Annotated in this window: 18 protein-coding genes; 8 read left to right on the plus strand and 10 right to left on the minus strand. The window is 69.8% G+C overall.

The annotated features are described in order from the left end of the window. Nucleotides 1-45: 45 nt before the first annotated feature. Nucleotides 46-486 carry an ATP-binding protein gene (locus ACFVH0_RS04310; protein ID WP_385817937.1) on the plus strand — a complete coding sequence of 147 codons (441 nt, stop codon included), beginning with the start codon at nucleotides 46-48 and terminating at the stop codon, nucleotides 484-486. Between the two features lie 208 nt (nucleotides 487-694). Here the strand turns inward: ACFVH0_RS04310 and ACFVH0_RS04315 are convergent, their stop codons facing one another. The 4 genes from ACFVH0_RS04315 to ACFVH0_RS04330 form a co-directional block, all read right to left on the minus strand. Beyond that, on the minus strand, nucleotides 695-2,773 hold the full coding sequence (locus ACFVH0_RS04315) for an SPFH domain-containing protein (protein WP_385817938.1): 2,079 nt from the start codon (nucleotides 2,771-2,773) through the stop codon (nucleotides 695-697). Then, nucleotides 2,770-4,197 carry a TIR domain-containing protein gene (locus ACFVH0_RS04320; RefSeq protein ID WP_385818064.1) on the minus strand — a complete coding sequence of 476 codons (1,428 nt, stop codon included), beginning with the start codon at nucleotides 4,195-4,197 and terminating at the stop codon, nucleotides 2,770-2,772. Before ACFVH0_RS04320 ends, ACFVH0_RS04315 begins: the two co-directional genes overlap by 4 nt. Further along, nucleotides 4,194-4,745 carry a toll/interleukin-1 receptor domain-containing protein gene (locus ACFVH0_RS04325; protein ID WP_385817939.1) on the minus strand — a complete coding sequence of 184 codons (552 nt, stop codon included), beginning with the start codon at nucleotides 4,743-4,745 and terminating at the stop codon, nucleotides 4,194-4,196. Before ACFVH0_RS04325 ends, ACFVH0_RS04320 begins: the two co-directional genes overlap by 4 nt. Nucleotides 4,746-4,947: 202 nt before the next feature. Continuing rightward, entirely contained in the window at nucleotides 4,948-5,769 is an 822-nt protein-coding gene (locus tag ACFVH0_RS04330; protein ID WP_385817940.1) for a serine hydrolase domain-containing protein, read from the minus strand. 118 nt (nucleotides 5,770-5,887) lie between these two features. Here ACFVH0_RS04330 and ACFVH0_RS04335 point away from each other — a divergent pair, with 118 nt between their 5' ends. After that, the gene (locus ACFVH0_RS04335; RefSeq protein ID WP_385817942.1) at nucleotides 5,888-6,349 is read left to right on the plus strand and encodes a MerR family transcriptional regulator; all 462 of its coding nucleotides are present in this window, start codon (nucleotides 5,888-5,890) and stop codon (nucleotides 6,347-6,349) included. Continuing rightward, nucleotides 6,349-7,365 (plus strand): aldo/keto reductase, encoded by a 1,017-nt coding sequence (locus ACFVH0_RS04340; protein WP_385817943.1) that lies wholly within the window; start codon nucleotides 6,349-6,351, stop codon nucleotides 7,363-7,365. Before ACFVH0_RS04335 ends, ACFVH0_RS04340 begins: the two co-directional genes overlap by 1 nt. A 115-nt stretch (nucleotides 7,366-7,480) precedes the next feature. On the opposite strand, the gene ACFVH0_RS04345 is transcribed toward ACFVH0_RS04340, so the two are convergent. The 5 genes from ACFVH0_RS04345 to ACFVH0_RS04365 all read right to left on the minus strand — a co-directional run bounded on the left by ACFVH0_RS04345 (nucleotide 7,481) and on the right by ACFVH0_RS04365 (nucleotide 12,901). Beyond that, a complete protein-coding gene (locus ACFVH0_RS04345; protein WP_385817944.1) occupies nucleotides 7,481-8,164 on the minus strand; it encodes a response regulator in 684 nt (227 codons plus the stop codon). Next, on the minus strand, nucleotides 8,161-9,507 hold the full coding sequence (locus ACFVH0_RS04350; RefSeq protein WP_385817945.1) for a sensor histidine kinase: 1,347 nt from the start codon (nucleotides 9,505-9,507) through the stop codon (nucleotides 8,161-8,163). Before ACFVH0_RS04350 ends, ACFVH0_RS04345 begins: the two co-directional genes overlap by 4 nt. Nucleotides 9,508-9,692: 185 nt before the next feature. Next, nucleotides 9,693-10,661, minus strand: a complete 969-nt coding sequence (locus ACFVH0_RS04355) for a DUF4429 domain-containing protein (RefSeq protein WP_385817946.1) — start codon at nucleotides 10,659-10,661, stop codon at nucleotides 9,693-9,695. Between the two features lie 85 nt (nucleotides 10,662-10,746). Next, a complete protein-coding gene (locus ACFVH0_RS04360; RefSeq protein ID WP_385817947.1) occupies nucleotides 10,747-11,958 on the minus strand; it encodes an alpha/beta hydrolase in 1,212 nt (403 codons plus the stop codon). A 271-nt stretch (nucleotides 11,959-12,229) separates the two neighbouring features. Beyond that, the gene (locus ACFVH0_RS04365; RefSeq protein WP_385817948.1) at nucleotides 12,230-12,901 is read right to left on the minus strand and encodes a TetR family transcriptional regulator; all 672 of its coding nucleotides are present in this window, start codon (nucleotides 12,899-12,901) and stop codon (nucleotides 12,230-12,232) included. A gap of 117 nt (nucleotides 12,902-13,018) precedes the next feature. Between ACFVH0_RS04365 and ACFVH0_RS04370 the strand changes: the two genes are divergently transcribed. Next, nucleotides 13,019-14,629: an MFS transporter gene (locus ACFVH0_RS04370; protein ID WP_385817949.1), complete on the plus strand. Its 1,611-nt coding sequence runs from the start codon at nucleotides 13,019-13,021 to the stop codon at nucleotides 14,627-14,629. Between the two features lie 188 nt (nucleotides 14,630-14,817). After that, nucleotides 14,818-15,195: a peptidase inhibitor family I36 protein gene (locus ACFVH0_RS04375; protein ID WP_385817950.1), complete on the plus strand. Its 378-nt coding sequence runs from the start codon at nucleotides 14,818-14,820 to the stop codon at nucleotides 15,193-15,195. An 84-nt stretch (nucleotides 15,196-15,279) separates the two neighbouring features. Here the strand turns inward: ACFVH0_RS04375 and aceE are convergent, their stop codons facing one another. Further along, a complete protein-coding gene (gene aceE, locus ACFVH0_RS04380) occupies nucleotides 15,280-18,012 on the minus strand; it encodes a pyruvate dehydrogenase (acetyl-transferring), homodimeric type (protein ID WP_385817951.1) in 2,733 nt (910 codons plus the stop codon). Between the two features lie 470 nt (nucleotides 18,013-18,482). Here aceE and ACFVH0_RS04385 point away from each other — a divergent pair, with 470 nt between their 5' ends. From ACFVH0_RS04385 to ACFVH0_RS04395, 3 genes are all read left to right on the plus strand, one after another. Next, on the plus strand, nucleotides 18,483-18,920 hold the full coding sequence (locus ACFVH0_RS04385) for a DUF3052 domain-containing protein (RefSeq protein WP_385817952.1): 438 nt from the start codon (nucleotides 18,483-18,485) through the stop codon (nucleotides 18,918-18,920). A gap of 339 nt (nucleotides 18,921-19,259) precedes the next feature. Continuing rightward, a complete protein-coding gene (locus ACFVH0_RS04390; RefSeq protein ID WP_124717865.1) occupies nucleotides 19,260-19,718 on the plus strand; it encodes a peroxiredoxin in 459 nt (152 codons plus the stop codon). Between the two features lie 146 nt (nucleotides 19,719-19,864). Beyond that, nucleotides 19,865-20,440 carry a TerD family protein gene (locus ACFVH0_RS04395; protein WP_037696943.1) on the plus strand — a complete coding sequence of 192 codons (576 nt, stop codon included), beginning with the start codon at nucleotides 19,865-19,867 and terminating at the stop codon, nucleotides 20,438-20,440. The last annotated feature ends 153 nt before the right edge of the window (nucleotides 20,441-20,593 follow it).

The raw sequence follows: 20,593 nt of genomic DNA on the forward strand, positions 1-20,593 counted from the left end.
TTCCGTACGTAGCCGAGCGTAATCAGTCCGCTGCACGCTGGTGACATGAATCACGTAATTGATCCACGGGCCGGGGATGTGGCGGAGCCGACCTACCATGCCGACTTCGCGATGGGCGAGCACTCGGCCCGGCATCTGCGCCGCATCCTGCGCCTGTACCTCACCGGCTGGGGCCTCCTCGAAGTGGCCGACGCGGCCGAGCTGGCGTTGACCGAGCTGATCGCGAACGTCGTGCGCTACGTACCCGGCCGGCGCTGCCAGACGTTCATCTTCCTGCTCGCGGCCGGCGGCGTGCGCGTGGAGGTCGCGGACAGCTGCCCCGACGTGCCGAGGATGGTCGTGGGGGACGAACTCGACGAGGGAGGGCGCGGGTTGGTGCTGGTCGACGCCGTCACCGACAAGTGGGGCGTGGAGCCGCGCCGGGACGGGCGCGGCAAGACGGTGTGGTTCGAGTGCATGGCCGTCGCCGGGGCGGCGGACCGGTGATCCCCATGCAGCCGAGCGCGCACACAAGCACGCAACTTCCGAACTCGGGTTCCAGACCGTTCGGTCCGGCATCAAGCCGGGTGACGGTGCCGCCGAGGACGCTCGTGGCGTCCCCCGGCCGGTGCTCAGAGGCTCGGCTGCATGGGGATGAGCGAGTTCTTCTGCGCCACGGACAAGCAGGGGCCGCCCACGAGCGGCACCGCACGCCCTACCCGGCGTCCCTCGGGACGTCCCGGACATCGGCCTGGGGCGGGACATCGGCCTGGGCCGGGAGATCTGCCTGGGGCGGGAGGTCTGCCCGGGCGTCACCCTTGGTCAGCGAAGGCCGGGCGTGACCGGTGAGCGCGTCGTCCCCGTGCAGACTCCGCATCTTGTCCAGCAGCTCTTCCAGCCGCGCGATCGGCTGCGTCTCCAGGTAGGCGGAGAGGTCGCCGCCTCCGATGAACTGCGGAACGGGTGCCTTGGTGATCTCCGCGAGCATCTCCAGCACCATGACGTTGTTCAGTCCCAGTACGTCGATGCGGGCCTTGAGGTCCAGGGCCATACGTCGGCTCTCGGCCTGTACCCGCACCACGTCGATGGCGTCCTCGCGTTCCGCGTTGGCCAGTTCCAGGTCGAGCAGCTCGCTGCGCATCTGCTCGTGGGCCGGCCTCTTGAGGATCTCGTTGAGCATCGGGTCCTCGGCCCTGAACTCACCGAGGGTGGTGTTCCGGACCTCCACGCCCCATTCCTGCAGCGCGTTGCGCACCTGGGAGGCCAGGTCGGTCCGGGTCTCCGCATATGCCTCCAGGAATTCCCTGACGGTGGCCGCGGCGGCGATCTCGTTGAAGTACGAGGCGACGATGGCGCCCAGCACCCGTTCCACGAATCGCTGGACGGGGAGCGGGTCCGGGTCGAGGCCGCCGAGGCCCGTCGTCTGGCTGCCGCCGTTCTTGCTGACCAGAATGGGCGCGGATGCCGGCGGAATCTGCAGTGTCTGGCTCATTTCCACGAGCAGCCGGTGGCCCTGGACGGTGACCGCGATCCGGCCCAGATGCGCGTCGTAGTTCCGGGACTCCGCCGGGGTCTTGTCGTTCCATTCCAGAATGAGCAGACGCGTCGGGATCAGCACGACACGGACGAAGTACGGATTGAGCGCACAGACCGTGCCCTCGCGGAGGGTTTCCTCCTGCACACCCCGGTGCCCACCGTTCTGCAGGAACACCCACGGCAGTTGAAAGCCCTGATGCCCGGGAACGCGCGGCCCGAGCTGATCGGACGAATCCGGCTCCGCGCCGTCGAGAGTGATCACCACACCGGTGTAGCCGATGGGAATGGAGATCTCCTGCAGGTGCTGGGCCGTCAGTGCTCCATCCTTCTTCCGGAGATTGTTGACGGTGACGACCTCGAACAGTGCCGGATTGATGTTGTAGTAGGCGCCTCCTTGCAGAATGGCCAACTGCCTGCCCTGTTCACCGCCGTCGGCGAGGAACCGGCCGCCGTTCTGGAAGTTCTCGCACTCCACGTGCGGGCCGAAGAGACTGCCGGGCGGCCGGAGCCCGCCCGCTTTCGCATTCACCAGGCCGATCGTTCCCGGGGGGACGTGGACGCGGTCCACCTGTTTGACCTTGAAGAGTTTCGTATTGATGTCGTAGGTCTGGCCGTGGGCCAGTGTGTCGACCTGCTTGCCCTGCTCCCCGCCGTTCAGCAGAAAGGCCTGGCCGTCCTGGAAGTTGTCGCATTCCACGGACATGGCCACGGAGCGGTTGTCCGGCCGCGTCTTCCCCGCCTTGGCCGTGACCAGGCCGATCTTGTCCTCGGCCACCCGCGTCCGGGGCACGTACTCGACCTCGTAGAGCATGGGCATGAGCCAACTGGAACGGTCCGGCAGCAGCGTACGCGCAAGGATTCCCCGGGTTTCGTGCGGTGTGATGTGCCGGAATTCCGGATGGCTGGAGCCCAGGACCCGCCGCACGATTCCGACATGCTCGGCGGGGACGGTGCGGTAGCCGCTCCAAGCGCCGAGAGCGGCAATCAGCAGCACAACAGCCAGTACGACCAGAAAAATAACCAAGGGATTCACCTTCGACAACTCCCGACCGGTCAATGAAAGCAGGATCAGGATGAGGCCTGATTCCGCGCATCCGTTGTTTTTCCAGTTCTCTCCCTGCTCGTCGCGCATGCGGTACTTGTGTGCAGCGCGGCGGGTAAGTACGACGATGCCGAACAGGCCCACCAGTACGTATCCCGCAGGCGTGCCGAAGTACACGGCCACGCCGAATCCGATCAGAAAAACAACCAGATTCATCTGCTGTTCCTTCCGTTCCAGGGATGCAGCTGGACGGCCAGGACCGTGGCGGTCCACTGGTCGTACCAGTCGTGGAAGAGCTCGTTCTGAGGATTGCGCAGGGTGGGATAGAAACCACTGCGGGGACCGGGGCCTGCCAGGTCGGTGAACTCGCGGTAGGGCCGCGGCACCGCGGCGTCCGCGGAACTCCGCCAGCCGCAGGCCACCGACAGCGCGAGGAAGTCCGCGTGCCGCGCACGGCGCACCGGGCCCAGCGCCGCCTGTGCGCGCAATCCCTGCCGCCCGTGCGAATGGTCCGCCCACACCGCGTCGATACCGGCCAGCACCGAGGAGGGAACCGTGCGTACGTGCCGCACGCCCACCCACCCCTCGTCGAGCCGGTCCGCCGCCTCCAGGGCGACGGCGGTGGTCTGGAGGTCGGCGTGCGCGAACTCCCCTTCGCGCAGGTAGGTGTCCAGGCGTTCGAGGGAAGCGGCCGGTGGGATGCGTACCGTCCCCACCGCCGGGCGGGCGAGCGGGGCCGGGAACACCGGGAAGGAGGCATCCGGCCGATCGCCGTCCAGGTCCCGCAGCAGGTCGAGTTCGGCCGGGCTCAGCAGCCGGCCGTCGCGTGCGTCGACGTACCAGGTGTGCGCCAGGTGGTAGTTGCGCTGTCCTTCCAGCAGGACGGGGAAGAAGGGACGCTGGTGCAGCATTCCTTCGAGAATCATGCTGGTGATGTCGTCGGAATCCTGGGAGTGGGGCGACATCAGCACGACGACGGCCGCGGCAGAGGCCAGTTGCCGCCGGATCGTCCAGAACTGGGAATCCCCGGGCCGGAGATCGGCGGCCGACCAGACGGGCAGCCCAGCGGATCTCAACTGGCCGGCGAGCGCCAGGCCGTAGGCCGCGTCGGCCGCGGCGTAACAGAGCACGAAGGCGCGGCGGTCCGGCGAGGTGAGCGGGCGGGGCGGCGACGGCAGTGCCGCCGCCAGGTTCTCCTCCCGCAGCGGTGTACCGGAGCCGCCCGGCGCCTCGCGCTCCGTCTCGCCCAGAACGACTGCGAGGAGTTCCTCGACCTTGCCTTCGTATTCCCGCTCGTCCACGTTCCTGAAGTCGCGCCAGACCCGGTTGGCGGCGAAGGGCGGAAGGGTGGTGTCGCCGATCAGTACGGGAATGAACCGAAGGTTCCGCGTCGCTCCGGCCGTGGCCAGGGCCGCGTATTCCTCAAGTGCCCGCGGTGACGTCGCCGAAGCCGGACTGATGACCACGACGGCGCACGCCGCGTCGCTGATCGCCGCGTCGGTGCGGTGCACGACCACGTCTCCGGGGAGCACGTCCCATTCGTCGAAGAAGACCGTCAGCCCACGCCGGCGGAGACCGCCGGCCAGCCTTCTCACCCACGCGGCGTCCTCGTGGGCGTAGGAGAGGAATACGTCGATCAGGTGGCATCGCTCCGGGGCTGTAAGGCCCGCACCAGCATGGCGAGGCCGTCGTCGAACGGGGCGCTGTCCGGGTCTCGCAGATCCACCGGCCTGCGGATGCGGGCGAAGGGCGGCAACTCCACGTCCTCCACCAGCACGGGGACGAACCGTCGGCCGCCGGTGTGCACACGGTCGAGCAGGGCGGCGTACTCGTCGCGGATCGCGGCGTCGTTCATGGTCGCGGTGCTGAAGACGAGGATTCCGTTGGCCGAGGAGCTCAGAGCCGCCTCCTTCTCCAGACTCTCCACAAGACCGGGACCGATCCACTTGGCCAGAAAAACGCGCAGCCCTTCGGCGGTAAGCCGACCGGCCAGTGTTTCCGCCGCTCCGCTGTCCGCTTCGGCGTAGGAAATGAATACGTCGTAACGCCCGCCCTGAACCACGGGAGGCGAGGCAGGGGCGGGAGACCATCTGCGGGACATTCGGCCACGTACCTCGATACCGGTCGAGACCACCGCGGCGACCGTGCCGACCACGCCCACCACCAGCCCCCACTCCTCAAGACCCATACCGGAAAGGCTAGGGGCGGATCCGTGGGGTCCGCAGCCCGTCGGCCGGTCTGCCGCAACTCTTGGCGCGTTATGTGCGCTCCGTTGCGCATAGCGGGTCATCCTCGCGGGTGACGACGGGCGTACTGATCGTCTTGACCGGGTCGTGGTGGCGGGGCGAGCCGGTCCGAGCCGGGACGCCGGGCGGCGACGGCGCCCCGCGTCAGCGGGCGGAACGCAGCTCCGCGAGCACCGCGTCCGTGAACGGCGGCCACACCTCGGCCGCCCACGGGCCGAAGGCCCGGTCGGTGAGCGCGACGCACGCCGCGCCCGCGACCGGGTCGATCCACAGGAACGTGCCGGACTGCCCGAAGTGCCCGAAGGTCGCGGGGGAAGAGGAACTGCCCGTCCAGTGCGGGGACTTGGAGTCCCGGATCTCGAATCCGAGGCCCCAGTCGTTGGGGTTCTGGTGGCCGTAGCCCGGCAGTACGCCCTTCAGCCCGGGGTGTACGACGGTCTGCGCGGCCAGCACCGTACGCGGGTCGAGCAGGCGGGGTGCCTGTATCTCCGCCGCGAACCGCACGAGGTCGTCGACGGTCGAGACACCGTCCTTGGCGGGCGAGCCGTCGATCGTGGTCGCCGTCATCCCGAGGGGTTCCAGCACGGCCTGGCGCACGTACTCGGAGAACGGGATGTCGGTGGCCTTGGCGATGTGGTCGCCGAGCACCTCGAAGCCCGCGTTGGAGTAGAGGCGGCGGGTGCCGGGCGCGGCCGTCGTACGGTGCTCGTCGAAGGCGAGCCCGCTGGTGTGCGCGAGCAGGTGCCGGACGGTGGACCCTTCCGGCCCCGCCGGTTCGTCCAGCTCGACCGCGCCCTCCTCGTACGCCACCAGCGCCGCGTAGGCCGCGATCGGCTTGGTGACGGAGGCGAGCGGGAAACGGTGCGCGGTCGGGCCGTGCGCACCGACGACGGTGCCGTCCGCTCGTACGACGGCAGCCGCCGCGGTGGGGACGGGCCAGTTGTCGATCATCGCCAGGCTCTGCATGCGTACGAGCCTAAGGGGCGCCCCGGAGCGGCGAGGAGGCGGTGGCCGGGTGGTCCGCCGGAACCCGTCCCCGTTTGCGCTTGCTTCGAGTGCACTCCAAGGTTCTAGCGTGGAGGACATGACGGTGATGGAGAGCACTTCAGTGAAGGTGGACGCCTGCGCCACGGCCCCGCGGGCGCATCCGCGTCCCGAGGGGCAGGACCGGTACACCATCAGTGAGGTCGTCGCCTTCACCGGGCTCACCGCGCACACCCTGCGCTGGTACGAGCGGATCGGGCTGATGCCGCACGTCGACCGGTCCCACACCGGCCAGCGCCGCTTCAGCAACCGCGACCTGGACTGGCTGGCCTTCGTCGGCAAGCTGCGGCTGACCGGGATGCCGGTCGCCGACATGGTGCGGTACGCGGAGCTGCTGCGCGAGGGCGAGCACACCTTCGAGGAACGTCAGGAGCTGCTGGAGGCGACCCGCCGCGACGTGAGGACGCGGATCGCGGAGCTCCAGGACACCCTCGCCGTGCTCGACCACAAGATCGACTTCTATGCGAGCGCCCGGCGGGCGCCGGAAAGGCCCAGTGCCTGATGACTGACGACAAGATCACCACCGTGGAGCTCGGCGACGGCGGCCCGCAGGTCGGCGTGCAGGGGCTCGGCTGCATGGGCATGAGCGAGTTCTACGGGGACACCGATGAGCCTTCCGCCCGCGAGACGCTGGAGACGGCGCTGGCGGCGGGCGTCACCCTCTTCGACACCGCCGATGTGTACGGGCTCGGCGCCAACGAGACCTTCCTCGCCCCGTTCGTCGGGGCGCACCGGGACGAGATCACCCTCGCCACGAAGTTCGCCATAGAGCGCAAGGGCGACGACCCGGACTACCGGGGCGTGCGCAACGACCCCGCGTACATCCGCAAGGCCGTCGAGGACAGTCTGCGCCGGCTGGACACCGACGTCATCGACCTCTACTACATGCACCGCCGCGACCCGGCCGTCCCGCTGGCCGAGTCCGTCGGAGCGATGGCCGAGCTGGTCCAGCAGGGCAAGGTCAAGCAGCTCGGGCTGAGCGAGGTGACCGGCGCGGAGCTGCGCGAGGCGTACGCGGTGCACCCGATCGCCGCCCTCCAGTCGGAGTGGTCGCTCTTCAGCCGGGACATCGAGCGCAGCGCCGTACCGGCCGCCGTCGAGCTCGGGGTGACCGTCGTGCCGTACTCGCCGCTCGGCCGGGGCTTTCTGACCGGGGCGTTCACGGACGCGGCCAAGGAGCTGTCGCAGGGCGACTTCCGCCAGTACCAGCCGCGCTTCACCGGCGACAACGCGAAGAAGAACGCCGCGCTGCTGGAGCCCGTCCACAAGATCGCGGCGGCACACGGGGCGTCGGCCGCGCAGGTGGCGCTCGCCTGGGTGCAGCAGCGGGCCCAGGTGCACGGGCTGACCGTGGTGCCGATCCCGGGCACCCGCAAGAGCAGCCGGCTGCTGGAGAACGTGGCCGCCACCCGGCTCACGCTGACCGACGGGGAGCTGGCACAACTGGAGCCGATCGCGGGCCTGGTGGCGGGGGACCGTTACCCGGACATGAGCTCAACTTCCGCGGCGCGCGAGTGATCCGGTATTCCGTTGTCGTCTTCGGGGGCGGCTTCGACGAGTACGGGCGCGGCTTCGGCACATGGATGACGCGGGAACGGATCCCGGGCGGCGGAGGCGGACGAAGGAATCGACGTCATGCCTCGCCCGGCACCACGACCCCCGCCTCGTACGCGAAGATCACCGCCTGCGCCCGGTCCCGCAGGTCCAGCTTGGCCAGGACCCGGCCGATGTGCGTCTTCACGGTCTGCTCGGCCAGCACCAGCTTCGCGGCGATCTCCTGGTTGGACAGGCCCCGCGCGATCAGTTCGAGCACCTCCGTCTCGCGCGGGGTCAGCCCGTTCAGCCGTAGCGACTGGCCGCTCCGGGTGGCCCCGGTCGGGCCCTGCCGGGCGAAGTCCGCGATCAGACGGCGCGTCACGGACGGCGCGAGCAGCGCCTCGCCCGCCGCGACCACCCGCACCGCCGAGATCAGGTCCGCGGGCGGCGCGTCCTTCAGCAGGAAGCCGGACGCCCCGGCGCGCAGCGCCTCGTACACGTAGTCGTCCACATCGAACGTGGTGAGCATCAGGACCTTCGGCCGGTGCACCACCCCCACCGGCGGGTTCAGCAGCTCGCGCGCCGCCGCCAGGCCGTCCATCTCCGGCATCCGGACATCCATCAGGACCACGTCCGGGTGGACGTTCCGGCTGACGTCGATGCCCCGGCGCCCGTCCGGAGCCTCACCGACCACATCGATGTCGCTCTGCGCCGAGAGCAGCGCCGCGAAGCCCGCCCGCACCATGGCCTGGTCGTCGACGATGATCACGCGAATGGTCAAGAGTCCTCCGGGGCCGGGGGCACGACAGGGGTCAGGGGCAGCCGCGCCGCCACCCGGAAGCCGCCGTCGGGCAGCGGTCCGGTGTCCAGCGTGCCGCCGGTCAACCGTACGCGTTCACGCATGCCGACCAGACCGTGCCCGGTCCCCGCCGTCTCCAGCGGCGAATCGGGCTGCTCCGCCCGGTCGTTGACCACCAGGACGGTCAGATGCGCACCGTCGGACGTGATCGATATCCGGGTCCGCGCACCGGGGGCGTGGCGGAGCACATTGGCCAGGGCCTCCTGCACGATCCGGTACGCCGACAGGTCCACCGCCTGCGGTACGTCGGGCAGCCCGGCGGAAAGCGACAGCTCGGCCGGCAGCCCCGCCCGCACCGTCGCCTCCACCAGCTGCTGCACTCGGTCGAGCCCCGGCTGCGGTGCCCGCTCGCCCTCCGCGCCCTCGCTGCGCAGCACCGCCAGCAGCCGCCGCATCTCCGTCAGCGACTCCCGCGCGCTCGCCGCGATCGCGGCGAACTCCTCGTGCGCCTGCTCGGGCAGCCCGCTGATCCGGTAGGGCGCGGAGTCGGCCTGGACCGTGATCACGGACATGTGGTGCGCGACCACGTCGTGCAGCTCGCGGGCGATCCTGGTGCGCTCCTCCAGCAGCGTGCGCTGCGCCCGCTCGGCCTCGCTGATGGTCTCCTGCTCGGCGAGCCGGCGCTGTGCGTCGCCCCGTTCCCGTATCACCGCACCGATCACCATGAACACCGCGCCGAGCGCCGGAAGCAGCCCCGCGGTGCCGTTGCTGCGGTCCGTGCCGCCCAGGTGCAGGACCAGGCTCGCCACGGAGGTCAGCGCCCAGACGGAGACCACGGTCCGGCGGGTCTCGCGCAGGGCCACCGCCAGCATCACGAAGAGGTAGCAGATCAGTGTCGGCGGCGGCCACGGCCAGACGGCCATCAGCGGTTCCGGGTACTGCAGCAGTACCAGCGCCCCCACGATGTCGGCGGGGAAGATGATCCACCACGCCTGCAACGGGCGGTGCGCCAGCATCAGCAGTGGTGCCGTCTGGGCGACGGCCAGCAGGCCTGCCAGCCCCTCGGCCATGCCGTATTCGTTGGTCAGCACATTGAGCGTGACCGGAACGAAGATCGCCGCGAGGACGAGGACGACCGCGTACGGCAGCAGCCTCCGCCACCGCCCGGACGCGTTCGCGAGCGGTGGGACCGGGGGATGGGACGGGTGGGCGAGACCGTGGGCGATCTCGCGCAGATTGCGGCGGGCGGCACTCACCAGCCCGTCGGCGGCGGGCGGCGGGCGCGGCGGCGCCTCGGGCGGAACGTACGGGGGAGTGGTCGTCATGGCCGCAGCAGCCTACGGAGCGGACCGGCCCGGTGGCGTCATACCAGGGTTCCGGTCCGCCGCAGGGCTTCTCGTACGGGGGTACTACCCGCCGGTCGCCGCGGCCGCGGCGGGCTCACAGCCCGGCGGGCAGTCGGGCCCGCGGCGGGCTCACAGCCCGGCGGGCAGTCGGGCCCGCGGCGGGCTCACAGCTCGGCGAGCAGCTGGGCCTTCTTGGCGCTGAACTCGTCGTCCGTCACCAGACCGGCCCGGTGCAGCTCCCCGAGGTGCCGGATCCGCTCCGCTATGTCCGCCGGGTCGCGCCGCCCGGCGCCCGCGAGGACGGCGGCGGGCATGGCAGCAGCTGAATGGTTCCTGCGCACCGATTCCAGCACGGCCGCGGCGAACGGCAGCGACTCGTGGACCGGGCCGTAGCCGAGGCCGAAGACCACCGCGGCCGGGTCCTGATCGGCCCGGGTGGGGCGGGCCGCCATCGGCTGCGGGCCGTGCGCCGCACCCTGCTCCGCGACCATGCCCGAGCCACTGCTCCGGGCCGGCTCCTCGCCCGCGCACGGTCCCGGGACCGCGGCCTCCAGCCCCCTCGGAACCAGCCGCAGATAGCCCTCGAAGGCCTCCGGCGAGCGCCACTCGACACCGCTCAGCTCCGTCACCGGGAACGTCTGGTCGCCGGCCTTCCACTTCGCCGTGGAGGCACCCGTCCAGAACCAGCGGAAGGAGACCCGCTGCCCGTCGAACCCGGCCCGGCCGTCGTACGCCTTGAACTGCATCGGTGCCTCGGGCGCCGCGACCAGGAACCGGTCGGCCGGCTCCGCCGCGTCGGGGCCGAGCCGGGCGCGCAGTTCGTCCGCGTAGTACTCGGCCAGCGTCTCGCGCTCGGCGGGGAGCACCAGCCGGTACGGATCGCAGCCGTCCTTCAGCTGCCCGGCCGCGGCCTCGACCAGCGGGTCGGCACCCGGTCTCGGCACGGCACGCAGGACCACCGTGCCCCGCTTGCCCGGGGTCAGCGTCACCGACGACAGCGCCGCGTGCGGGACGCGTCGTTCCCGCAGGCTCTGGAAGAGCTTCGGCGTGCGGATCCCCCGTTCGAAGCGGATGAGCACGGAGTCGGCGTCGAACTCCCAGGTGGCATGAATTCCGGCCAGCACATCACCCATGTGCCTCATCGTATGCGGCACTTGCCCCACACGTCCCCCCTCGGCGCAGGCTGCGATCGATGGCCCGCCAAGGCCCCTGCACCCGTCAGATGGCCCGGCTTCCGGTGATTCGTTCATGGCAGGCTCCGTCGGCGGGCGCGCAGCTCACCGATTCGTAGGAGCCCATGCCGATGGCGGCGAAGTTGCCGAGGCTCTCGGTCCCCGGCTCGAAATAGCCACTGTGCCCGACCGCGCCGCCCGCCGAGACGACGCGTGCGCCGAAGCCGGGGTCGACCGGGTCCGCCCCGTGGCCCAGACCGCCGAACTCCAGGTTCGGTACGTCCTCGATCCAGTCGTCTCGATCGCGCATCGCCCACACCCTGGCCCCGGTCCGCAGCTGCGCGGCGCTCTCCACCCGCATGCCGGGGCTGCCGGCCACCGCGATGTCACCGACCCTGGCGGGGAGTTCATGTGCGGCGACCCCGCACAGCACCGAGCCGTAGCTGTGGCAGAACAGCGAGACGGGGGCGTCGCCGGGCAACGCCTCCACCAGGGCGTTCAGCCGTACCGCCCCGCGCTCGGCGAGGTTGCCCAGGGCCGCGTCCATGCCGATCCCGGCGGGCGTGGTGTAGTCGGCCCAGGCGATGACGGCGGTACGGGTGCCGGGGCGCGCGGCGCGCTCCGCCGCGTACAGCGACTTCGCCATGCCGACCGGGGCGGCGTTCACCTTGGGCTCGGGCCGTTCCAGCGTCAGCAGGTTGGTGTCGACGCCGGGGACGATCACGGAGATCCGTTCGGCCCGGTCGAGACTGCCGAACACCTCCGCGGCGCGGCCCTTCCCGGACGGGTCGAAGGCCAGGAAGTGGCGGCCGCGGGCGAGCATCGAATCGAAGCGGTGCATCCGGCGGACCGCCTCGGCGCGGCCGTCCGGCGAGAGCCGCACATCGTGCATGCGCCGGCTCTCGACCTTCCGCGCCTGCGCCACGGCGCGCCGATTGGCGCGGTAGCGCAGAGTCACCGGCGCACCGTTCAGATTGCCCACGACCAAGGGGTACTTGTCGGCCAGCCCGGCGCGCTGCGCGGCCGTGAGCGTGGCGAAGAAATGGGCCAGCCGGTACGGGGGCGCGTCGGCGTCCGGCAGCGAATGACCCGCCACCCGGCCCCGCGCCCAGGCGGCGAGTGCGATGGTGCGTGGCTCGTCGGAGCGTTGGTGACGTACGGCGGTCCAGCCAGTGGTCGCCAGCATCACGAACACGACCGCGACGGCGAGCAGCGCGCGCCATGCGGTGAGCGTGGGGGAGGAGTCGAAGGAAGTCACTCCGGCCCACACTAGGAGACGCGCGACGACAGCCGTGAAGAGGGTGACGCACATCACTCGGCTGCGGGGAATTCGGCGGCGCGCTTTTCACGCTGTGTGGTTGTCATATGCACGCTCAGGCGCGCGGAGCGCCTCCCGGGGATCGCATCCGGCAACCGGGGCACGGCTGTTGTGAAGTCGGTCATGCCGCACCACTGAGGCGTACGGCACACCGGGCGGGAAGGCCGCGGGTGTTGCCCGGCCGCCGCGCCGCTACCCGGCCGCCGCGCCGCTACCCGGCCGCCGCGCCGGATTCCGTACGCCAGTTGCCGGCCAGCGCCGGTCCGAGCTGGTCCAGATATGTCTCGGTCAGGGCGCGCAGCGAGTCCACACCGGCGTCCCGGCCGCGCCCCCAGAGCTGACCGGTCACCCGCATCACCCCGCAGAACGCCGCCACGGCGACCCTCGGCCGCGGGTCCTCGTCCACGTCGAGCCCCTCGCGGGCGGCGATCAGCAGCGCGATCTGGTTCTCCAGGTCCGCGCACCGCCGCAGATGGGCGGCGAGCAGCGAGGGAGTCGATTCGATCATCCGGTACGTACGCATGTGGATTTCGACCGTGACGAGTTCCTCGATCGTCTCGCCGATGCTGTTCCAGGCGCAGAGGACCGCGCCGCGCAGCGCGTCGAACGGGGCCTCCTCGGCGGGGCGACGGCGCAACTCCGAGAGGAAACTCGACTCCACCATCTCCTGGATGGCGAAGGCGGCCTCCTCCTTGCTGGCGAAGTAGCGGAAGAAAGTGCGCTGGGAGACCTCCACCGCCTCGACGATCTCGTCGACGGTGGTCTCCTCGTACCCCTGCGCGGTGAAAAGATCGAGGGCGGCGTGCAGCAGGGCGTCCCGGGTGCGTCGCTTCTTCCGTTCGCGCAGTCCGGTCGGATACGCGGCCCGCTGCCCATCGGTCACTTAACTGGCCTTCTTTCTCCTGCTTTGTCCAGCTCAGCGTACCTGTGAGCTACGTGACAGTTACCGACTTGTGAAATGGTTTGTCAACTGTCAGAGGCTGACACTAGTGTCCCGAGCATGACTAGTCAGACCACCGTCGACAAGGCGTCGCGGGAGCCGCAGGAAACCGCCGCTCCCGCACCCGCCAAGGGGCTGCGCGGCCACCCCTGGCTGACGCTCTTCTCCGTGGCCATCGGCGTGATGATGGTCGCGCTCGACGGCACGATCGTCGCGATCGCCAACCCCGCCATCCAGCAGGATCTGAACGCCTCGCTCGCAGACGTCCAGTGGATCACCAACGGCTACATGCTCGCCCTCGCGGTCTCCCTGATCACCGCGGGCAAACTCGGTGACCGGTTCGGTCACCGCCAGACCTTCCTCATAGGCGTCGTGGGCTTCGCCGCGGCATCCGGGGCCATCGGCCTGTCCGACAGCGTTGCCCTGGTGATCGTGTTCCGGGTGCTCCAGGGCCTCTTCGGCGCCCTGCTGATGCCCGCCGCGCTCGGCCTGCTGCGCGCCACCTTCCCGGCCGAGAAGCTGAACATGGCGATCGGCATCTGGGGCATGGTGATCGGTGCCTCGACCGCCGGCGGTCCGATCCTCGGCGGCGTGCTCGTCGAGCACGTCAACTGGCAGTCCGTCTTCTTCATCAATGTGCCGGTCGGTGTGATCGCGCTGGTGCTGGGCCTGGTGATCCTCAAGGACCACCGCGCCGAGAACGCGCCGCGCTCCTTCGACATCGGCGGCATCGTGCTGCTGTCGCAGGCGATGTTCTGCCTGATCTGGGCGCTCATCAAGGGCTCCGAGTGGGGCTGGGGCGATTACAAGACGCTCGGCTTCCTGGGCGCCGCCGTGGCCCTGTTCGTGGTCTTCGCGCTCTCCCAGAAGAACGTCAGGGAACCGCTGATCCCGCTCGCCATGTTCCGGTCCGTGCCGCTGTCCGCGGGTGCGGTCCTGATGGTGCTGATGGCCTTCGCGTTCATGGGCGGGCTGTTCTTCGTCACCTTCTACCTCCAGAACGTGCACGGTCTGAGCCCGGTCGACAGCGGCCTGCACCTGCTTCCGCTGACCGGCATGATGATCGTCGCCTCGCCGCTGGCCGGCGCCATGATCACCAGGTTCGGTCCGCGCGTCCCGCTGGTCGGCGGCATGGTGTGCACGGCGGTCGCCATGTTCGGCATGTCCCAGCTGGAGATCGGCACCGGCACCCTGACCATGTCGATCTGGTTCGGCCTGCTCGGCCTCGGTCTCGCCCCGGTCATGGTCGGCGCCACCGAGGTCATCGTCGGGAACGCCCCGATGGAGCTCTCCGGCGTCGCGGGCGGTCTGCAGCAGGCCGCCATGCAGGTCGGCGGCAGCCTCGGTACGGCGGTGCTCGGCGCCGTCATGGCCTCCCAGGTCGACTCCAAGCTGGCCGACAACTGGAAGGCGGCGGAGCTTCCGCCGCTGAGCCCGCAGCAGCTGGACCAGGCGTCCTCGGCCGTCGAGGTCGGCATCCCGCCGGTGGGCGGCAACGTCCCGCCGGAGATCGCCGGGAAGATCGCGGGCGTCGCCCATGACACCTTCGTGTCAGGGATGAGCACGGCGTTCATGGTCGCCGGCATCGTCGCGGTCGTCGCGGCGCTGGTCGCCACGCTCACCAAGCGCGGCGCGAACGCCGAGGCGGGCGCGGGCGCCGGACACATCTGACCGGACGTCACCAAGACGCCCCGGGCTCGCGCCCACGCGTCAACACAGTACGTACGACAGCCCCGCCGGACCGGTTCGGCGGGGCTGTCGCCTATCAGGGTGGTGTGCCCCGAGGCCCCTTCCCCGGGCATTGCCCCGCAGGTCAGGGTGCGTGCAACTGATTCGCACCACCACGGGGGTCGATTTCCATGCGCATGACCGTTCTCGCCACCACCCTGGCCGCCGCTTCGCTGGCGGCCATCGCCCTGGTCCCGGAGCCCGCAGCCCACTCCGCGCCCGTCCGGCCCGGATCCTGCGGCGCCGGTCAGCTCTGCCTCTGGGACGAGCCGGAGTACACCGGCACCCGCCGGACCCACGAGCTGTCCACGACCGACATCGAGAGCTGTGTCCCGCTGCCGAAGGGCAGCAGCGTCCAGTCGCTCGCCAACCGCACCGGCCGCCCCGTCACCACGTACCAGTCGGCGGAATGCGCCGAGACCGGCGAGTTCGACACCTACCCGGGCGGCGGCACCTGGGTGCCCCGGTCCCCGTACCGGGTCAGGGCCTTCAAGATCTGGGAGAACTGACCGCAGGACGGGGATCCGGCCGCGTACGCCGAAGGGCGGCGGGACCAGCCGGTCCCGCCGCCCTTCACACGTACTGCGTCGCGGCTACGCGTCGCCGCCGGCCGCGCCCGGGTCGGCCGCGGTGACGTCCAGCAGCTCGTACCGGTCGATCGCCTTCTTCAGCAGCGAACGGTCGATCCGGTTCTCCTTCGCGAGCTCGGTGAGCACCGCGAGGACGATCGACTGCGCGTCGATGTGGAAGAACCGGCGGGCCGCGCCACGGGTGTCGGCGAAGCCGAAGCCGTCCGCGCCCAGCGACTGGTACGCACCGGGCACCCAGCGCGCGATCTGGTCCGGCACCGAACGCATCCAGTCCGAGACCGCCACGAACGGACCCTCGGAGCCGGACAGCTTCCGCGTGACGTACGGGACGCGCTGCTCCTCCTCCGGGTGCAGCAGGTTGTACCGCTCCACGTCCACGGCCTCGCGGCGCAGCTCGTTCCAGGAGGTCGCCGACCAGACGTCCGCCCGGACGTTCCACTCGTCGGCGAGGATCCGCTGCGCCTCGACCGCCCACGGGACCGCCACACCGGACGCCATGATCTGGGCCGGGATCTCGCCCCGGTCGGCCGCCTTGAAGCGGTACACGCCCTTGAGGATGCCCTCGACGTCCACGTCTTCCGGCTCGGCCGGGTGCTGGATCGGCTCGTTGTAGACCGTGAGGTAGTAGAAGACGTCCTCACTGTTCTCGCCGTACATCCGGCGCAGACCGTCCTTGACGATGTGCGCGATCTCGTAGCCGAACGCCGGGTCGTACGCGACACAGCCCGGGTTGGTCGAGGCGAGCAGCTGCGAGTGGCCGTCCGCGTGCTGAAGGCCCTCACCGGTCAGCGTCGTACGGCCGGCGGTCGCACCCAGCACGAAGCCGCGCGCCAGCTGGTCGGCCATCTGCCAGAACTGGTCACCGGTGCGCTGGAAACCGAACATCGAGTAGAAGACGTACACCGGGATCAGCGGCTCGCCGTGCGTGGCGTACGCCGAGCCGGCGGCGATCAGCGACGCCGTGCAGCCGGCCTCCGAGATGCCGTCGTGCAGCATCTGACCGGTCGGCGACTCCTTGTACGCGAGCAGCAGGTCGCGGTCCACCGCCTCGTACTGCTGGCCGAGCGGGTTGTAGATCTTCGCGCTCGGGAAGAAGGCGTCCATACCGAAGGTGCGGTACTCGTCGGGCGCGATCAGCACGAAGCGCTTGCCGATCTCCTTGTCCCGCATGAGGTCCTTCAGGATGCGGACGAACGCCATGGTGGTGGCGATCGACTGCTGACCCGAACCCTTCTTCGCGGTCGCGTACGTCTTGTCCTCGGGCAGGACCAGCGGCTTCGCACGCACCACCCGGGTCGGGACGTAACCGCCCAGACCCTTGCGGCGGTCGTGCATGTACTGGATCTCCTCCGAGTCACGGCCCGGGTGGTAGTACGGCGGCAGGCCGTCCTCCAGCTGCTTGTCCGTGATCGGGATGTGCAGCCGGTCACGGAACCGCTTGAGGTCCTCGACCGTCAGCTTCTTCATCTGGTGGGTCGCGTTGCGGCCCTCGAAGTTCGGCCCCAGGGTCCAGCCCTTGACCGTCTGCGCCAGGATCACCGTCGGCTGGCCCTTGTGGGCCTTGGCCGCCGCGTAGGCCGCGTAGACCTTCTTGTGGTCGTGACCGCCGCGGCCCAGGTGCAGGATCTGGTCGTCGGTCATGTCCTTGACCATGTCGCGCAGCCGCGGGTCGTCCCCGAAGAAGTGCTCACGGATGTACGCGCCCGACTCGGTGGCGTACGTCTGGAACTGGCCGTCCGGCGTGGTGTTCAGCTTGTTGACCAGGATGCCCGTGCGGTCCTGCGCCAGCAGCGGATCCCAGGAGCGGTCCCAGACCAGCTTGATGACGTTCCACCCGGCGCCGCGGAACTGCGACTCCAGCTCCTGGATGATCTTGCCGTTGCCGCGCACCGGGCCGTCGAGCCGCTGCAGGTTGCAGTTGACCACGAAGGTGAGGTTGTCCAGGCCCTCACGGGCGGCGATGGAGAGCTGGCCGAGCGACTCGGGCTCGTCCATCTCGCCGTCGCCCAGGTATGCCCAGACATGCGACTTGGAGGTGTCGGCGATGCCGCGCGCCTCCATGTAGCGGTTCATCCGGGCCTGGTAGATCGCGCCGAGCGGGCCGAGGCCCATCGAGACGGTCGGGAACTCCCAGAAGTCCGGCATCAGCCGCGGGTGCGGATAGCTGGACAGACCGTTGGGCGCCTTCGACTTCTCCTGGCGGAAGGCGTCGAGCTGCGCCTCGTTCAGCCGGTCGAGCAGGAAGGCGCGGGCGTAGATGCCCGGGGACGCGTGGCCCTGGAAGAAGATCTGGTCGCCGCCCAGGCCGTCGTCCTTGCCCCGGAAGAAGTGGTTGAAGCCCACGTCGTACAGCGAGGCCGAGGAGGCGAAGGTGGCGATGTGGCCGCCGACGCCGATCCCCGGACGCTGGGCGCGCGACACCATCACGGCCGCGTTCCAGCGGGTCGCGTTGAGGACCTTGCGCTCGATCTCCTCGTCGCCGGGGAAGAACGGCTCGTCCTTGGTGGCGATCGTGTTCACGTAGTCCGTGCTGCGCATCTCCGGCACGGCGACGCGCTTCTCGCGCGCACGCTCGATGAGCCGGAGCATCAGGTAACGGGCCCGCTCGCGGCCTCGCTCGTCGACCGCGGCGTCGAGCGAGTCGAGCCATTCCTGGGTCTCTTCGGGATCGAAGTCCGGGACCTGGCTCGGCAGGCCGCCAATGATGATCGGGTTGCGATCGGATCCGGAAGCCACGCTGTTCCTTCGCTGTTCGGTGGTGCTCTACGGGGCCTGATCGAGGGAGAACATGCCCCCGGGATGTATGCAAGTACGCCATCACCATCGTGTACCGCGAGGGCGCAAACGTCATCTCTACCGAGGGGTAACCGCCGTGTTGTGAGACTTCGCGGCCGGAGTGCGGGGATGGGTCGGGCCAAACCGCAACCATACGCCCAACGCGTCCAAGTGTTCCCAAAGGATGTTCGACTCCGAATGCCGGACCGATACGGCATAAGCTGTGGAAGGACGTAAAGGGTGTGGACGGTAGCGCCGGGCCCCGGAGGGGATCTGCCGACAGTGCGGCGACGTGGCAGGGAACGTCACCGTTTAGGCGGTCTCGGACGCCGGGTACTTGCGCGATCCGCCGCTCCCGTGTGGACTACGGCCAACGCCCCGCGCACGCGCGTGGCTCAAGCATTTTCCGAAACATGATCAGGAGGCAACCCGTGAGCGCGACCGCGGACCACGCGGAGGAGCGGACCAACCCGGCAGCACGCCTGGGGTTCGAGCCCGGACAGGTGGTCCAGGAGATCGGCTACGACGACGACGTCGAGCAGGAGCTCCGTGAGGGCATTGAGGCCACAATCGGCCAGGATCTCGTCGATGAGGACTACGACGACGTCGCAGACGTCGTCCTGCTGTGGTTCCGCGACGAGGACGGCGACCTTACGGACGCGCTGGTGGATGCCATTGGTCTGATCGAGGACGGCAGTACGGTCTGGCTGATGACGCCGAAGACCGGCCGTGATGGGTACGTCGAACCGAGCGACATCAACGAGGCCGCACAGACGGCCGGTCTCTCCCAGACCAAGAGCATCAACGCCGGCAAGGACTGGACGGGCAGCCGCCTGGTCACGCCGAAGGCGGCCAAGGCCAAGCGCTGAAACACGCTCGCCACGCATTCGCCTTGAAGGCCCCCGACGGCATCGAGCCGGCGGGGGCCTTCGTGCGGCCACCGGAGCCGTTCGCGCGACCACCGGAGCCCTTCGTGTGAGCACCGGGGCCTTCCGTACGGCGCCACCGGAGCCCTTTGTGTGAGCACCGGGGCCTTCCGTACGGCGCCACCGGAGCCCTTCGTGTGAGCACCGGAGCCCCTTCGCACGGCCACCGGGCCGGCGGCCGGTCGCCCTGTGCGGGCGGCGCGTGGCCCGCCGCGGGCTCTGCGTAGGGTGGGAGCCACCCGGACAGCCCAGCCCGGTGAACGTAGCGAAGGGACGCTTTTCATGGCGATCGAGGTCGGCACCAAGGCCCCGGATTTCGAGCTGAAGGACAACCACGGCCGGACCGTGAAGCTCTCCGACTTCCGCGGCGAGAAGAACGTCGTCCTGCTGTTCTACCCGTTCGCCTTCACGGGCGTGTGCACGGGTGAGCTCTGCGCGCTCCGCGACGAGCTGCCGAAGTTCGAGAACGACGACACGCAGCTGCTCGCCGTGTCCAACGACTCCATCCACACCCTGCGCGTCTTCGCCGAGCAGGAGGGTCTCGAATACCCGCTGGTCTCGGACTTCTGGCCGCACGGCGAGACCTCGCGGGCCTATGGCGTCTTCGACGAGGAGAAGGGCTGCGCGGTGCGCGGCACCTTCATCATCGACAAGGAGGGCGTGGTGCGCTGGACCGTCGTCAACGGTCTGCCCGACGCACGCGACCTCAACGAGTACATCAAGGCGCTCGACGCGCTCTGATCCGGCACCGTTGGATCCGCATGCGACCCGGTGAAAAGCCTGCTTCGCCGGGAACCGGTCACTAGGATCCAGTCGTTGATCGGATGCCAACGCAACGTGGAGGCGCCGGCGCCTGCCGGCCCCCAAGGAAACCAATGGGAGGACTCGTGGGAGTCAGCCTCAGCAAGGGCGGCAACGTCTCGCTGACCAAGGCCGCGCCCAACCTGACGGCGGTCGTCGTCGGTCTCGGCTGGGACGCTCGCACCACCACCGGTGGTGACTTCGACCTCGACGCCAGCGCCCTGCTGACGAATGCCGAGGGCAAGGTCGGCAGCGACGGGAACTTCGTCTTCTTCAACAACCTCAAGAGCCCCGACGGTTCCGTCGAGCACACCGGTGACAACCTCACCGGTGAGGGCGAGGGCGACGACGAGGTCATCAAGGTAAACCTGGCCGGTGTCCCGGCCGATGTCGACAAGATCGTCTTCCCGGTCTCGATCTACGAGGCCGAGACCCGGCAGCAGAGCTTCGGCCAGGTGCGCAACGCGTACATCCGCGTGGTCAACCAGGCCGACAACAGCGAGCTGGCCCGCTACGACCTGAGCGAGGACGCCTCGACGGAGACCGCCATGGTCTTCGGCGAGCTGTACCGCAACGGGGCGGAGTGGAAGTTCCGTGCCATCGGTCAGGGGTACGCCTCGGGGCTGCGCGGCATCGCGCAGGACTTCGGCGTCAACGTCTGAGAAGGCGCGACCCGGCCGCGCCGTCGAGGTGCGGCCCGGGTTCCGTCGGCAGTACCCCGTCCGGGGGCCCCCCCCCCCGGGGGGGCGGGCGCCGGCGCCCAAACGGGCGGGGGGGGGGATGGGCCCCCGGGCCCGGCGCCCGGTTCTAGAAAA

The organism is Streptomyces sp. NPDC127117, assembly GCF_042677325.1.
Classification (GTDB): domain Bacteria; phylum Actinomycetota; class Actinomycetes; order Streptomycetales; family Streptomycetaceae; genus Streptomyces.

What these genes read in the sequence shown, in the direction of transcription:
- ACFVH0_RS04325 (WP_385817939.1), bottom strand. Translation starts at nt 4,745, where the DNA reads ATGGGTCTTGAGGAGTGGGGGCTGGTGGTGGGCGTGGTCGGCACGGTC.
- ACFVH0_RS04350 (WP_385817945.1), bottom strand. Translation starts at nt 9,507, where the DNA reads ATGACGACCACTCCCCCGTACGTTCCGCCCGAGGCGCCGCCGCGCCCG.
- ACFVH0_RS04315 (WP_385817938.1), bottom strand. Translation starts at nt 2,773, where the DNA reads ATGAATCTGGTTGTTTTTCTGATCGGATTCGGCGTGGCCGTGTACTTC.
- ACFVH0_RS04370 (WP_385817949.1), top strand. Translation starts at nt 13,019, where the DNA reads ATGACTAGTCAGACCACCGTCGACAAGGCGTCGCGGGAGCCGCAGGAA.
- ACFVH0_RS04310 (WP_385817937.1), top strand. Translation starts at nt 46, where the DNA reads ATGAATCACGTAATTGATCCACGGGCCGGGGATGTGGCGGAGCCGACC.
- ACFVH0_RS04355 (WP_385817946.1), bottom strand. Translation starts at nt 10,661, where the DNA reads ATGGGTGATGTGCTGGCCGGAATTCATGCCACCTGGGAGTTCGACGCC.
- ACFVH0_RS04390 (WP_124717865.1), top strand. Translation starts at nt 19,260, where the DNA reads ATGGCGATCGAGGTCGGCACCAAGGCCCCGGATTTCGAGCTGAAGGAC.
- ACFVH0_RS04330 (WP_385817940.1), bottom strand. Translation starts at nt 5,769, where the DNA reads ATGCAGAGCCTGGCGATGATCGACAACTGGCCCGTCCCCACCGCGGCG.
- ACFVH0_RS04375 (WP_385817950.1), top strand. Translation starts at nt 14,818, where the DNA reads ATGCGCATGACCGTTCTCGCCACCACCCTGGCCGCCGCTTCGCTGGCG.
- ACFVH0_RS04340 (WP_385817943.1), top strand. Translation starts at nt 6,349, where the DNA reads ATGACTGACGACAAGATCACCACCGTGGAGCTCGGCGACGGCGGCCCG.
- ACFVH0_RS04335 (WP_385817942.1), top strand. Translation starts at nt 5,888, where the DNA reads ATGACGGTGATGGAGAGCACTTCAGTGAAGGTGGACGCCTGCGCCACG.